This is a genomic window from Streptomyces lushanensis, from assembly GCF_001700515.1.
GTDB lineage: Bacteria > Actinomycetota > Actinomycetes > Streptomycetales > Streptomycetaceae > Streptomyces > Streptomyces lushanensis.
Map to the genome: position 1 here is coordinate 1 of NZ_MAUD01000472.1, position 12109 is coordinate 12109.

Annotated in this window: 12 protein-coding genes; 6 read left to right on the forward strand and 6 right to left on the reverse strand. The window is 68.4% G+C overall.

Annotated elements, in window-relative coordinates; genetic code table 11:
• Positions 1 to 84 precede the first annotated feature (84 nt).
• Positions 85 to 291, forward strand: coding sequence for a helicase associated domain-containing protein (locus BFF77_RS29830; protein ID WP_066956151.1), 207 nt, complete (start codon positions 85 to 87; stop codon positions 289 to 291).
• Positions 292 to 377: 86 nt separating this feature from the next.
• Here the strand turns inward: BFF77_RS29830 and BFF77_RS29835 are convergent, their stop codons facing one another.
• The 3 genes from BFF77_RS29835 to BFF77_RS29845 all read right to left on the reverse strand — a co-directional run bounded on the left by BFF77_RS29835 (position 378) and on the right by BFF77_RS29845 (position 3775).
• A complete protein-coding gene (locus BFF77_RS29835; protein WP_066956154.1) occupies positions 378 to 776 on the reverse strand; it encodes a YciI family protein in 399 nt (132 codons plus the stop codon).
• Positions 777 to 1443: 667 nt separating this feature from the next.
• The gene (locus BFF77_RS37290; protein ID WP_245703800.1) at positions 1444 to 2067 is read right to left on the reverse strand and encodes a hypothetical protein; all 624 of its coding nucleotides are present in this window, start codon (positions 2065 to 2067) and stop codon (positions 1444 to 1446) included.
• 1150 nt (positions 2068 to 3217) lie between these two features.
• Positions 3218 to 3775: a DUF3291 domain-containing protein gene (locus BFF77_RS29845; protein ID WP_066956157.1), complete on the reverse strand. Its 558-nt coding sequence runs from the start codon at positions 3773 to 3775 to the stop codon at positions 3218 to 3220.
• Between the two features lie 516 nt (positions 3776 to 4291).
• Between BFF77_RS29845 and BFF77_RS29850 the strand changes: the two genes are divergently transcribed.
• Positions 4292 to 4762, forward strand: coding sequence for a hypothetical protein (locus BFF77_RS29850; protein WP_066956162.1), 471 nt, complete (start codon positions 4292 to 4294; stop codon positions 4760 to 4762).
• Positions 4763 to 4958: 196 nt separating this feature from the next.
• Here BFF77_RS29850 and BFF77_RS37295 read toward each other — a convergent pair whose 3' ends face one another.
• Together BFF77_RS37295 and mobF are read right to left on the reverse strand one after the other, a co-directional pair.
• On the reverse strand, positions 4959 to 6050 hold the full coding sequence (locus BFF77_RS37295) for a hypothetical protein (RefSeq protein ID WP_245703802.1): 1092 nt from the start codon (positions 6048 to 6050) through the stop codon (positions 4959 to 4961).
• A gap of 25 nt (positions 6051 to 6075) precedes the next feature.
• On the reverse strand, positions 6076 to 6690 hold the full coding sequence (gene mobF, locus BFF77_RS29860; protein WP_079125614.1) for a MobF family relaxase: 615 nt from the start codon (positions 6688 to 6690) through the stop codon (positions 6076 to 6078).
• A gap of 120 nt (positions 6691 to 6810) precedes the next feature.
• On the opposite strand from mobF, the gene BFF77_RS29865 reads away from it, so the two are divergent.
• The 4 genes from BFF77_RS29865 to BFF77_RS33835 all read left to right on the forward strand — a co-directional run bounded on the left by BFF77_RS29865 (position 6811) and on the right by BFF77_RS33835 (position 9003).
• The gene (locus tag BFF77_RS29865) at positions 6811 to 7023 is read left to right on the forward strand and encodes a hypothetical protein (protein ID WP_245703808.1); all 213 of its coding nucleotides are present in this window, start codon (positions 6811 to 6813) and stop codon (positions 7021 to 7023) included.
• Between the two features lie 325 nt (positions 7024 to 7348).
• Positions 7349 to 7879, forward strand: a complete 531-nt coding sequence (locus BFF77_RS29870) for a MarR family winged helix-turn-helix transcriptional regulator (RefSeq protein ID WP_245703809.1) — start codon at positions 7349 to 7351, stop codon at positions 7877 to 7879.
• A gap of 22 nt (positions 7880 to 7901) precedes the next feature.
• Positions 7902 to 8315, forward strand: a complete 414-nt coding sequence (locus BFF77_RS29875) for a nuclear transport factor 2 family protein (protein ID WP_066956170.1) — start codon at positions 7902 to 7904, stop codon at positions 8313 to 8315.
• Between the two features lie 439 nt (positions 8316 to 8754).
• Positions 8755 to 9003, forward strand: a complete 249-nt coding sequence (locus BFF77_RS33835) for a hypothetical protein (protein ID WP_245703811.1) — start codon at positions 8755 to 8757, stop codon at positions 9001 to 9003.
• 255 nt (positions 9004 to 9258) lie between these two features.
• On the opposite strand, the gene BFF77_RS29890 is transcribed toward BFF77_RS33835, so the two are convergent.
• Positions 9259 to 9594, reverse strand: coding sequence for a hypothetical protein (locus BFF77_RS29890; RefSeq protein WP_141698563.1), 336 nt, complete (start codon positions 9592 to 9594; stop codon positions 9259 to 9261).
• Positions 9595 to 12109 lie beyond the last annotated feature (2515 nt).

The window sequence follows — 12109 nt, forward strand, 5'->3', positions numbered from 1 at the left end:
TATGGACAACAGCGGGGCCGGACAGGACGATCCCATCGGTTGATCCTGACCGGCCCCGCTGTCGTCGGTCAGCCGAAATGAGCGATGAACTATGAGGCCGCCAAGCAGTACTACGAGCGCGAAGGCCACCTTCAGGTCCCGGGGAAGCACGTCGAACGGATCGTCGGCGGGGACCAGGAGGAGCGAGGGCTCCGGCTCGGAGCATGGGTCGGGAACCGGCGCAGCAGGGCCGCGACGCTGACACCGGAGCGGATGGAGCAGCTGTCCGCGATCGGGATGCGCTGGACGTAATCGCCGTCCCTTGTGGATCGGAATGCAGTTTCGGGATCCGCGACGGCTCTCGGACCGTATCATGCACCCAGTATCTACCTTGAGAGTCAGCTAATCTCAGGCCGGCCACCCGAGTAGAACAGCCGAACGTTATAAGTGCCCTCGTTCAGTAGCCAGGAATGAACAACGAATCGACGCGCTCCGCTCTGGTGCATCGGATCGCTCTCGGCGATCTCAACTGCCTCTTCGCGGGAGGACGCGCGGTAGACGAAGAGACCCTCGCCGTTCCACTGCTCCTCAGCATCGTCAGCCAACGGCCCCGCGGCGAACATGATCCCGTCATTTTCCAGGCGGGTCTGATAGGCCACGTGGGGATCCAGATTCTTGAATACCGGGCCGAGGCCGCTGGTTGGTTCGGAAATCACAACGTAGAGCCGGAGTGCCAGCAGGTCGTGTTCCTGAGACCAGGACACGAGGTCACCCCAAGGCATGCGATGTTCGGTCATACGATCCTCCAGCTGATATTAGATTCGACGAGCCTTTGGGGCCCGTCAAGGTTGAAGTCGGACCGTTCCCGGGAAGGGCACGAGTAGACGGTAGGTCGCCGACTCCCTTTACTGGCGTTCAACCCGCTAGAGGACTTCGACCCACTGCACGGGGTGGTCGAGGTCGAAGCCGTAGCGGCGGGCGGAGGCCGGCCGTCTCGGGCCCACGCGGTCGGCGGGAGGCTTGCCCGGGTCAGGTGCGGTGCGAGAACCAGCGGCCGGTCTTCTGCCCGGGCACGGCCTGGTCCTGTTCCTGGCGCTCGTTGCCGACCGGTGCCTGCCGTACGGCGGCCTGTGCCCGCTGCTCGCAGCCGTCGCAGAGCCGCGGGTGGGAGTCCCCGGGGGTACCCCAGTCCCTCGCCCGCCTTCTCCCAGCGCTCGTCGGTGGACTTCGCCCCGCAGCCGGTGCAGACGGGACGGCGGGCCTCACACTCGGCTGCCTTCTGCTCCTGGACCGCCCGTCGCGCCTTTTCCTTGTGCTTCTCCTGGGCACGCACGGCCGCTTCCCGGGCGCGGGCGTCGGCCGCCTCGCGGCGGGGGTTGCCGATCACCTCCCGCAAGGGCTCCATGTGATCGCGGCCGAAGCGCAGGAACACCGCTCTGGCCGGGCCGCGCTCGCGCAGGTTCTTCAGGCCGGTCGCGAGATTCGGGATCCTCCCGTCGTAGACGTGGAAGCCCTTCTGCCGCTGCCCCTGCCGCTGCCCCTGCCACAGGTGAGCTCGCCCAGTCGCGGGACGGTGCGGTTGGGGTTGCGCTCACCAAGGCGGTTGAACACCAGCAGCACGGGCGGATGCGTCCTGTCGCCGGACCAGGTGTCCGGAGCGCTCCAGCGGGTGCGCCACATCGGGCGCTCCTTGCCTTCGGTGTCCTTCATCTTCCGCCGGAAGAAGCGGGCGTACTTCTCCAGCTTGTCGAGCTCCTCCGGCATCTCGTGGCAATTGTCGACCTCGATGAACAGCAGTGGCACCTGGTCCTGCGGGGGGGTGAGGACCAGGTCTGCCTGGGCACCGCCCTTGCCGGGCGTGTTCCAGGTGCCGGTGGCGGGCAGCGGGACCTCGGTCCAGTACGAGGCGATCGTGCCGATGCCGTCCGGTCCGTCGACGGCGGCCCGGGCGGCGGCCTGGACGTGGGGCGGATCGTCGGTGAGCCTGGCCATGTCCGGCTTCGGGCGCAGCATCGCAATCACGGTCTCGTTGACGGCCATCGGGTGAGAAGCCCCGCTGGAGCCCGCGCCGCGTGCGGTGGAGCCCATATCTCCGTCACCGGGCGCCGCAGCTCGTAGGAGGCAGCCTCCAGCCCTTGAGGGTGAGGTTCCGCAGGGAGTCTCCGGTCTCGGTGAAGCCGCCGTTCTCGGACAGGCCGTGCTTGCGCATGTCGGAGAGCACGCCGGTGCGCGAGGGGTGCGGGACTGCTTCCGCTTCGACGGGGTCTCCTTGCCGGCGTGCCGGAAGCTCAGGTGCGGAGCGCCGGTCCGCTGGATCTGATCAGCCGTCGCGACCTTCAGCGCCCCGAGCACGCGCACCACGTCGCCGCGGAAACTATTCGTCGACCCCGCCGGGTTGGTCTTCCGCTTCCCCGCCATCAGCTGCGCTCCCTCGCTGCTCGCGACCGGCCGCCGGCCGGCCGGCCGCCGCCGCTGGCCGCGCCCGGCCTGAGAAGGCGTCCGGCCCCCGGAACCCGATGATCTCCTCCACCACGGACAACAAGAGGAGAGAAGAGGGTTGTGACGGTTCGGAATTCGCGCGGATCTGCGAGCTGACCAGGGGATTTCCCCAGGCTACTGGTGCCGGGCACCAAGGGAGGATCCCAAGGGCCCTCCGCAGGGGCGCCCGCAGGAGCCTGCCGAAGCTTGCCCGGTGCCGGTCGGGGCCATGGCCAGGGCGGGCACCCCGGGCCTCTGCCGGTGGTCGGTGCGTGGTCATCGCGATGGCTCCTTCACTACGGGCCGCCCTTGGGCGGGCGATGATCGAGGAAGCAGCGTGCGGGAGCACCCCTGATCCGCAGCCTGACCATGGCCGGTAGCAAGCGTGGACAAGGGAAAACACGGCAGCGGCCGGAGCAGCAGCAGACCCGGACAAGGAGTCATCGTCGGGCTCACGGTCGGGCCGACCACGCTGGACAAGAGGGCCGGGTTCGGCCCTTGCGGCCCGGATTCGTCCGTTTCGGCTCGGGAGGAAGAGTCCTCTGCCCTCTGCCCACAGGCTGACCGGCCGGGCCTGCTGGGACGTCGCTGTTGTCCTGTCTCAGATGAGTCCGGGTAGTGCAGGCTTCTGACCTGGGATGCCCGGACTTGACTGAGACGTTTGGGCTCCGATTGTCTCGGATGAATCCGGGCATTTCTGGTGTTCGCCATTATTCAATCGAGGTGTTTGACAGCGAACCCAGCCGTTCAGGCTTCCTTGTCAGTGAACCTGGTCGCTCTTCGGCCCGATGCCTTTGACTCTTGTCGGAGTTCCGTCCGGGGCGAACGAATTGTGGAAGGTGAAGGCGTACGACGCGGAGCCGTGAACGTGGAGGTGCTCCATCCTGGAAACCCCGTCCCGCCAGGTGGGTATCACGCCGTCGGAGACCCACCAGAACACATAATTTGGGTGCCCTGTCCTCTCGAACCAGTCGTAACGTCTGTTCAGCGCCTCACGGTGCAGACCGGTGTAGATGGCGTCGAAAGCGGGGCGCAGGTCGGTCCAGAGCGAGAGGGTCGTGGCCAGGGAGATGGTTTCCAGCGTACGGCCCTTTCCGTACCAAGTCGGTACGGCGAACTCTCCCCATGCACCCCAGTCCGCCTCGAAGAACGCGCCGCGCTCGTCGTCTGCCGCTTCAGCACGCGCGAGGTATCCGGGGTGCTGACTGATCTTCCGGTAGACGGCCCCGCCAATGTCGTAGAACTCGCTGGTGAGAGGTGCGGGATCGGCGAGAGGTGACTTCAGGACGCCGAATGTGTACAGAGCAAGATGGGGCATGCGTCTCTCCCTGGTTGGGGCTGCCTGGCGTGGACCCAGTTCGGTGGCTTGCGCATGGGGGGCGGGGGTTCGTGGGGCGTGTCCGACTCATCCCGTCACGGCTGGCCCAGCCCGAAAGGAACCCCTGTGCGACCACCGAGGGCCAGATGAAGGTAGCTGCCTCTGCGAACCATGTCGAAGTTGCGATTTCCCTGTCCAAGTGGCCTCTCGCACAGATTTTTTGCGGGACCGGGGCGGTGACGCTGTCTGCCTCCGTGCAAGTCCGCATCGGCCCAGCGAATGCCGAAATCAGCACCGACAACCCCGCTCAGGCCGGTATGCCGGGGCGACGCCAGCGGCATTGCGGGCGTCCACTGGGTTGGACGACGGAGCGACGGGGTTCACTGTCAAAGGGCATCTGGCGTTGGCATATGCCGACAGGCGCCTTCACGCACTCTGCCGTGTGGAAGGGTGAGGCCGGGTCTCCCCGTGCTCCAGCCTCCGAGACTGCCCGGACACCACAGAGACAGGACAGCTGTGATCGGCACGGCGACCGTACGTCAGGAGCTGCCCACGTCCCCGATCGTTCCCTCGCTGCCCCCGCACCTGGTCCAGCTCGGCTTCGACCACGTCCTGGCGGTTCAGGCCGGAGACAACGCCACGGCGGCCCGGCTCGCGCCCGAGGTGAAGCAGCTGTCGGAACTGCTGCCGGCCATCGTGGAACCGGTCGTCTTCCCCGTGACCGCGTTGTCCGACGACACCGAGCCCTGCGCCGACTCCTTCGTCCTGGACGAGGTCGGCGTTCTGTACCTGATGGCGATCAGGGAGTGGGCCACGCACGCCCCCGCGGCTGCCGCGCCAGGGATCGCCCGTACCCTCGCGCACTTCGTCGGCCAGGTCCTCGCCGACGCACCGACGGACGTCGTCCCTGCTCTGCGGGCGCTGCGCGACGAACGGGTGAAGCGGGCCAGTGCCGTGGTGGAGAACGTGGTGGCCCTGCACCGCTGACCACACCACCGCACCGGGTGGGTGCGCACCGGTGCGGTGGTGCGCGCGCCGAGTCCATCCGGTGCGCACCACGATGCGCACCACCGCCCATCCGGTGCGCATCCACTCGGTGGGGTGCGCGCGCCGGTGCGGCCGGCGCGCGGAACTGGTGCGCACCGTGTGCACCACCGCACCGGTGCGCGCCATCGGGGTGCGCTCAGTGGCCGGCCTCCCGGCTGCGGTGCGGTCCAGGCTGCGGTCCGGGCTCCTGCGGGCGGTGCGGCTGCTGACCGTCCCGGCGCGCCGGGTGCGGCTTCTCGGCACCGTCGCGGTGCGCGTAGCGGTCCATCGTCGTGCGGGCCCGGTCGGCCGCTGCGGTGAATGCCTCCCCGAGACGGCGCAGGCGTTCGGCCGTGAGATCGAGGGCTTCCACGTCCGTGCGGGACTCCCGGAGGGCCCGCAGCGCCTTCATCTCGATCGCCTCCCGGGGCTTGCTCTCCGGCTCCTGGTCGTCGTGCTCGGGGTCGGCCGGCTCGGGTGCGAACAGCTGCTCGGGCATCGCAGCCTGCTGGTGCCGGGCGACGTCGTACGCCCCGCCCAGCACGGCCGTGGCGGTAGCGGTGGCGGTGGTGGTGGTGCGCAGCTTCTCCCGGACCACCGCGCCGGCGAGGACGGCGCGCTCGTACTGGGGCGGGATGCGGGGGATCTCCCACTCCCCCGTGTCCTGGCCCGGGGGCCGGTACGCGGCCGGCTCGCCGGGATCGGCCGGGGGTTGCCGGTCCGGATCGGGATCGGGAGTGAGAGTGGGCGGCGCGGGACGGGGCAGGCATGTCGGACAGGGCCCACCGGGCGGTGCAGAGGCGGTGGCCGGCCTCCAGGCTGCGCACAGTGGTCGGCTCGCTGATGTCCAGGCAATGGGTGGAGATGGCAGCAGCCACGACCTGGTCCTCCAGGCCAGGGTCGCGGCGGCGGCAGCGCAGGGCCAGAGCGAGGTGGCGGCGGGCTTCGGCGAGCAGGTGCCGACGGTGAAGCGGCCTCCGTCGTTCATCACGAACACCGTCACGGCGACGTCGACGGCCGCCAGGGCGACGTCGACCACGGCGGCGACCCGGGCCCGGATTGCTGCGGCCGCAGCACGGGCGTACTCGAGGAGGGAGGTGATGACGTCGGCGGCGACCTTGGAGGTGAGGATCGCGCTGACCTTCCACCAGACGCGTAGCTCCGCGAGCGGCAGCGTCTTCTTCTTCGGCGGGCGGGTCTTGCGGGCGGCGATCCGCTCCATCTTGGCGCGGGCCCGCTCGGAGACCACGGGCAGGAACCGCGGCTCGCCGTCGTCATCGACGGCTGACGTACTCGTGCTCCAGCTCCTCCAGGCAGGCGGCGATCTGGTCGCTCCTCTTGGAGGTCCAGCGGATCAGCTCGTGCGGCACCCCGGCGATCTCCATCACGGGCCGGCGCCCCGGGGTGACGGTGCGCGGCTCGGTCGCCAGCCCCAGCTCCTCGCAGACCTCAGCGGCCACCAGCTCGTTGTAGAGCACGGAGGCGGCCACGGTGTTCCCGTACAGGGCCGTGGTGTCAATCGAGCCCCACTTCCCGTCCAGGCGCCGCCCCTTCACGGACAGAAGCAGATGGTCGCGGAGCAAGGGTCGCCCGGAGCGCGCCTCGTAGTGGCGGAAGCGGGCGGCGACCAGACCACCGGGCGGCCGTACCCGGTAGATGCCGTCCTTGCCGTACCGGATCACCGCCACCTCGTCCTCGATCCACTCCAGCACCCGTACGATCGCCCGCTCGTGCGCGGCCTCGATCACCCGGCGGGTCTCCTCATCCCCCAGCGCCCACAACAGGTAGACCGTCGACTGCGGCCGGAACACGAAATCGACACCCGTGACCGCGTCACCCTGCGTCCGACGGCGCCGGCCTTCCACGCCTTCTCCAGGAAACGCCGGCAACCGGGACTTCGTCGTGCTGCCCGAAGGAGACCACCGTGCCCACCTTCGAGACCTGCCCCCGCTTCGCTGCCGACCTCCAACACCTCACCCCCCGCCCAGCGCCGGCGCTTCCGCCATGTCGTGCTGGACACCTTCGTGCCGGACCTGCGTACCGGCCGCCAGTTCCGCCCCGGCTTACGGATCAAGCGCGTACGCATCGCCCCCGGCGTCTACGAGCTCACCTGGGCACCGGACGGACGCGACACCTGGCCGTACAGCAGGAAGAAACGCTGCGGAGCCCACCACATCGTGTGGCGCCGCATCGGCACCCACACCATCCTCACCAGCCCCTGACCCCACCACGCAACGACGTCAGGCCACCGGGACCACCCCGGACGTCGCCCCACCCGAGGGGTGGCTGCGTAGGTGGAAACGGAGAGCGCCCGCAGGTTGGCTTGGAGAGCAGTTGCCAAGTCCGCGGTGGAGGAATGCTGGTCGGAACCGAGAGCAGTGCGCGGTTCCGGGTGGCGCCATCGGCTGCTTCTCACTTCTCCCGCGAGGGTGGGCTCTTCGATCTCGCGGGGCGACGGTCGTTGGTGATGTCGCCACCGACAAGGTAGAGTGCCGCTTCATTATGAAGCACGTACATAAATCTGGCCTGGCACGTGACCCTGAGGGTTTGCTCTACGACGCTGGTGTCCGGGACTCCATGCAGGCGTTCGCGGCCGGTGACGACACCCTTGCACTGGAGACGGCCGCGGCCGTCCGGTCGGCCTCGCAGGCGGTCGACCGGCTGCGTTCGCGAGGTGCGGCGGGACGCGGGCTCAGCGCGGGGGCACTCGACGTCCTCGCACGACTGAGTACGGCCACGGACGAGGGGCTGAGTATCGGTGAACTGGCCCGCGCGGCGGGGGTGAGTTCCCGCAATGTCACCGGCCTGGTCGACACGCTGGAGCGTGACGGGCTGGCGCAGCGGATCCAGGACCAGCGCGACCGCCGGTCGGTGCGCGCCAGGATCGCACCAGCCGGCCTCGCCTGGTTGGACTCCTTCCGGCAGCCGACGCAGCGAGCCATGTCAGCCGTCTTCCAGGGCTTCACCGAAGACGAACTCGCCCGGTTCCGTGACCTGTGCCTGCGCATGGTCGAGAACCAGCAACGCATCGAGCGGCATCTGAACGCGGCCCGGCACGACCAGCCGCCGGCTTCCTGAACCGACAACGACGGAGCACCGCATGACCACCGCTTCAGCCATCCAGACCACCCGACGTACCGTCAGGGCTTACCATGAGGCCCGGTTCCGAGGAGACGTCACCACGGCCGCCGCTCAGATCAGTGAGAGCTTCGGCTTCCGCAGCCCGTTCATCACTTCCGACAGCCAGACCGGCCACCTCGACGGCCTGGACGGTCTTCTGGGAATCGTCACCCGCGTGGAGCTGATCAGTGAGCTGTACGGCGAGACCGAGGCCACCTTGATCTACGACGTCCACACCGCACCGGCCGTCGGCATCACCCAGCACACGGCCGAGCACTTCCGCCTGCACAACGGCCGCATCACCTCCATCAGGCTCATCTTCGACTCCGCCCCCTGGCAAGCCATCATGTCGGCCGCCGGTCCAACCCGGGACGAGCACGCCCCCTTGGCGTAACCGGCCGCGCGCCAGAACAACGGCCTACACGACTGACTGCCCGGCCGAAACAAGTACCCGAGTGCTCTCGAAACCGAGCAACATCGTTTCCCTCTGGAAGAGGGCACTCTCGGCGCTGAGCGACAAGCACTCTCGCGACCCATCAACAAAGCCACGACAGGGGAGGGCGTCAGCCTGCCAGCGGCACTCGGCAGCGCAGAGCCGGACCTCGTACTGCGGGACGCCGGCACCCACACACGTCGTTGATCACGGCGGGGTGACAGTCAACAGGCGGAAAATCGCCGTCCCCGCAACACCCCCCACACCGACGGCCGGCAGTCCAGGCAAACGTCTACCGGACCGGACCTCGCCCGGATTCGACGCCCTCGCCACCGACATCGCCGACGCCTCATGTGCCCTGGCCGACACCGCCAGCCCCGGCTCGTGGAGCCTCACCGCCGTGGAAGACGCGGTCGACGCCATCAACGCGCTCGTGACCGCACTGTCCACCGCCGACCCCGCAGCAGCACGCATCCTCGGCAGAATCCCCGCCGCCACCACCGCCCTGCTCCGTCACATCTGCACCCAAACCCCGGACGACGAACCCGCCACCGGACCGGCCACCGCCCCACTGCCCACACCCCGCACGACACGGACCCGACGCCGCGGACTTGGACACGGACACCAAGGCATCCACATCCCCCAGTAGCCGCTCCACCGGCAGACCGTCGTCCCCGGCACGGCCGACCTCCTCCCAGCGCCACTGCACCGGCCGAGGAGCAGGAAAACCCTACGAAGGAGCAGGGCGGGATGGAATACCGGCATGCCTCCCACTCCCTCATCCCGGCCACCCCGTTAAACATATACACGCCGCACCGGAACAACGCGGCTGAGGAAACATGATCCGGTGCAGCGTGATGTGTGTCACCATGCTGTGCGGTGGTTCAGTGGTTTCGTGCGGCGGTCAGTCTGTGCAGGGCCTTACGTTTCTGGCACTGACGAGTTCGGAGGAGACGTACTTGTTCTGTACAGGAATCCGGTACCACCGCCGGTTCTCGTTCCTGTTCACAACGTAGCACTCGAGGATTACGGTCTCCCCCTCGTAGATGGCGCCCCACTCGTTGTCCTCGCGGATCTCGGGCGTGTAGCGGATCGGCGCGATCTTCGAGCCGACCGTGCCCGTGTGGTAGGGCGCGGCCGGGGCCGCAGGTGATGTCGCCGGATTGGCCGCGGCGGCGACTCCCGTGCCGACGACCGCGAGTACGGAGAGAGCTGTGACGGTCCTGATGTGCCTGCGCATTTTGTGCATCATTCACTCATTTCCTTGGATGCGGGTAGTGTCCCCTCCTCTTTTATGGCATTCGAAGAGTGCGTGATCCAGGGCGAGCGATGGTTATCACCCGCACGAGGCCGTACGTTATACGGTGTCAGGCTGCACACGCATCGAAAAGCGCCGGTGTGCGCGGGGAGTGAATATGCATTTCCCTGCCAGAATAGACTGCAATTCCTATTACATGTGCGGGCAAATTCGGCGGCGACCGTAAATTCGCCCAGAGTCGGCAGGCGGCCCGGAGGCTCTCCTGCTGTACGGCTTCGGCGGTGTGGTTGAGGTGGGCGGTGGTGAGGCCGACCACGGAGCCGGTGTCCGGGAGGAGCTGCTCGTGGAGGGCCGGGCAGCGACCGCCGGGGGCGTCAGGCCCAGTGGCCTGTGCACTCGCAGCAGCCCCGGGCGAACTGAACCCACCTGCGGGCGCTGCCTGCGCTGAGGTCGAAGAGGTCACTGAGCACGACGGGAGGCAGGTCGGCCACCGCTCTGAGCATGGCAGTGTTGCGCGTGCCGATGACTTCCAGACCGCGTTCCCGCAGCTTGTTCACGATCCTCTGCGCCGTGATCGGACGATGCGCCGGCACACCGGAAGCAAGTAAGCAGGGCAACCGTCCTGCGGCGACCGGAGCATGGAGCAGACCATCGGCCGTGCGACCTGTTCCTCGATAAGTAACACCGGCTCGGGCGGCAGGAGGACGGGGCTCCGTTCGACGGTGAGGTGGGCGTCGTCCCCAGTGGGTTTCGAACCGGTCGGTGGCCAATTCGACCAGGCGAACCCTGGGCAGGCCGTAGAGCCCAATCAGCCGCCCCACCAGCCGTTGGGAAGACAGAGAGCCGCTTCGGGCAGGATGGGCTCCCGTGACGGGTGGGAAAGACAGGCTCATAGCACTGTTGCAGCGTGCAGGGCTGGAAGTCGTGGAGGACCGGCGGATCGAGGAGGTAATGCCGCCCCGAGCAGCTTGGCGACCGGCCGTCCCGGGCGGCGCCAAGCCGACCGTGGCCGTGCGGAACGACCTGCCCGACCTGATCGCCGAGCTCAACGCACAGTGGCACCGGCTCGCGGCCGGCAACGGGATCATCGGCGAGGACAGCGTATTCCTCATCAATGTCGCCGGCCATTGGACGGGCTGTGCGCCCAGGCGCTGGACGCGGGTGCGGCTCACTGGCCGGTGGGACCTCGCCACAGTCCTCGGCGAGCGGCCCGAGCAGCCGGAGTTCGTCACCCTCGCGACGGACGGCAGCACGCTGGTCGGGGTAACCACCGAGGAGGACGAGGTCCGGTTCACCCTGCTGGCCCCTGACGCCGGCGGTGCCGATCGGAGAGCGGTGCCACCTCCTGTGCGGTGTCGGGGAAGTGTCTGCGGAAGGTCGTGTCACTCATGCCGAACCTGCTGGCCAGAGCCGGGACGCTCGGCTGGGTGCCGTTGTCGCCCACTCGCGGGCGGGGTTCTTCCAGGGCCACCCCGACCCGGGATTCGGAGGAAGAGTCGACCCAGCGGGCCACGCGGTCTCCGCGGTGCTGATGTTGCGACCGAGGAACGTCGTGATCTCGGTCCGTCGTGATACGAAGCGGTGCCGCATGAGGGGCGAACGGGCCGACCCGTACGGCGATGTCCTGGGCACGATCGGCTATCCAGGGTTGCGGGTTGCGTACGACGGCGAGTATCGCGCGGTAAGCGTCGGCGATGGCCGAGCCCCTTCCCCGGACTCAGGACGGATGGAAGGCCGGCACGCAGCGGCCCGACCAGGTTGAGCGCATAACAAGCCTCGATCACCCCAGCTGTCCGGGCTGGGCCGGAACCCAGCAGCCCCTCAGGACGTGCTGGTACGCCTGGCCGCGCACAAGGCCGGCCGACATGGGATATCACTGCGTCGCGGGATGCCGGCGGACGCTGTTGTCGAGGCTCTACTGACGCACGGTGACGACAACACCGCGGTGGGGCTCCACGGGAACCGGACTTCCCGCAGAGCGCCGAAGGATCGCCGAGCCTCGGTGGACTCCACCATCGTCCGCGCGCACCGGCATGCGGCCGGTGCCCGTACCGCTCCACCGCGGGCACTCGCTTCAAAGAGTGGGCGAAGGAGTGGAACACCAGGACGAGACACCGTCGGAGAGCCTGGTCGGCCCGCCTGGTGGAGGTGGTGCTGGAAGTGAGGCCCTGGGCCGCTCTCGCGGCGGTTTCACCAGCAAGATCCATCTGGGTGCGGACGGTCGCTGCCGTCCGCTGCCCCTGATCGTCACTCCAGGCCAACGGGCGGACTGCACCCAGTTCAAGCCGGTTCCGGAGAGGATCCGCGTTCCCGGAGCCGGCCCAGGCCGGCCGCGCAAGAAGCCGGACAGTCTCGTGCTTGAAGTCGTCGAGGTTGGTCCTGCGGTTCTGCCACTACCCCTGGAAGAGGGTCTTCCGGCGCCACGGCGTCGGCCGGCCGTTGGACGGTGCGGTAGGTCATGCCGAGCTGTCGTTGGATCGCACGGCGGCTGTGTCCG

Coding starts and splice junctions, on each gene's coding strand:
- BFF77_RS29830 (WP_066956151.1), top strand. CDS start 85: ATGAACTATGAGGCCGCCAAGCAGTACTACGAGCGCGAAGGCCACCTT.
- BFF77_RS29835 (WP_066956154.1), bottom strand. CDS start 776: ATGACCGAACATCGCATGCCTTGGGGTGACCTCGTGTCCTGGTCTCAG.
- BFF77_RS37290 (WP_245703800.1), bottom strand. CDS start 2,067: ATGGGCTCCACCGCACGCGGCGCGGGCTCCAGCGGGGCTTCTCACCCG.
- BFF77_RS29845 (WP_066956157.1), bottom strand. CDS start 3,775: ATGCCCCATCTTGCTCTGTACACATTCGGCGTCCTGAAGTCACCTCTC.
- BFF77_RS29875 (WP_066956170.1), top strand. CDS start 7,902: ATGACCACCGCTTCAGCCATCCAGACCACCCGACGTACCGTCAGGGCT.
- BFF77_RS29890 (WP_141698563.1), bottom strand. CDS start 9,594: ATGCGCAGGCACATCAGGACCGTCACAGCTCTCTCCGTACTCGCGGTC.